1 protein-coding gene is annotated in these 1,225 nt (G+C 74.0%); it reads left to right on the top strand.

Annotated elements, in window-relative coordinates; translation table 11 throughout:
- Window positions 1–335 precede the first annotated feature (335 nt).
- Window positions 336–1,225: PD-(D/E)XK nuclease family protein (locus tag G3I53_RS07260; protein ID WP_164438144.1), on the top strand; the 890-nt coding region annotated here is incomplete at its 3' end.

Below are 1,225 nucleotides of genomic sequence, written 5' to 3'. Positions count from 1 at the left end.
GGTGGTGGTGTCGTCGGGGGCCGGTTCCGGGCGGCCCGAGAGGTGCTCGGTCGATTCGTCGTTGCCGGACCGCGGCCGCCCGCGCCCGCCACTTGCCTCCACCGGTGTCCCCTCGTTCGCTGCGTCTCCCGCGCCATCCGGGCGGGAGGGTCTCGTGTCGATGGTATGCGGCCGTTGCCGCCCGTTTCCCCTCGGCACCCCTGTCCCTTCCCCTGTGCAACAGCGCCTGCACCCGACCTCCTTCCCGTTCTGCCACTCCGGTCACCATCGGGCGGTTGTCCACAGGCGCCCCCGCCCTGCCGTCGATGTCGGCGCCGGGCCGTAAGGTCTGGGGCATGGAGACGAGCACGGAGGACCCGGCACGGCCCGAGAGCGGCCCGGCGGTCGCGGACCGGACACCGCCGGCGCCGGACGCACCGCCCAGGGCCCCGGCCGAGGCGGCCGACGCGGCCGCGGTGAGCGGTGCTGCCGCGCTGCCGCCCGCCTCGCTGTCCCCGTCCCGTGCCAGTGACTTCATGCAGTGCCCGCTGCTGTACCGGTTCCGGGTCATCGACCGGCTGCCGGAGAAGCCCAGCGAGGCCGCCACCCGGGGCACCCTGGTGCACGCCGTGCTGGAGCGGCTGTTCGACGCCCCGGCCGCCGAGCGGACCGCGCCGCGCGCCAAGGCGCTGCTGCCGGGGCAGTGGGAGCGGCTCCGGGAGAGCAGACCGGAGGTGGAGGAGCTGTTCGCCGAGGATCCGGGGGGCGAGCGGCTGGCCCGGTGGCTGGCGGAGGCGGAGCAGCTGGTCGAGCGGTGGTTCACGCTGGAGGACCCCAGCCGGCTGGAGCCGGCGGAGCGGGAACTGTTCGTCGAGGCGCGGCTGGATTCCGGGCTGACCCTGCGCGGGATCATCGACCGGGTCGACGTGGCGCCCACCGGCGACGTGCGCATCGTCGACTACAAGACGGGGAAGGCACCGCGTCCGGAGTACGCCGAGGGCGCGCTGTTCCAGATGAAGTTCTACGCGCTGGTGGTGTGGCGGCTGAAGAACGTCGTGCCGCGCCGTCTGCAGCTGGTGTACCTGGGCAGCGGCGACGTGCTGACGTACGACCCCGTGCTCGCCGATCTGGAGCGGGTCGAGCGCAAGCTGCTGGCCCTGTGGGACGCGATCCGGCAGGCCACCGAGACGGGTGACTGGCGTCCGCGGCCCACCAAGCTGTGCGGCTGGTGCGACCACCGGGAGCA

The organism is Streptomyces sp. SID14436 (assembly GCF_010548465.1).
Taxonomy (GTDB): domain Bacteria; phylum Actinomycetota; class Actinomycetes; order Streptomycetales; family Streptomycetaceae; genus Streptomyces.
This window is presented reverse-complemented; position numbering and strand designations above follow the sequence as displayed.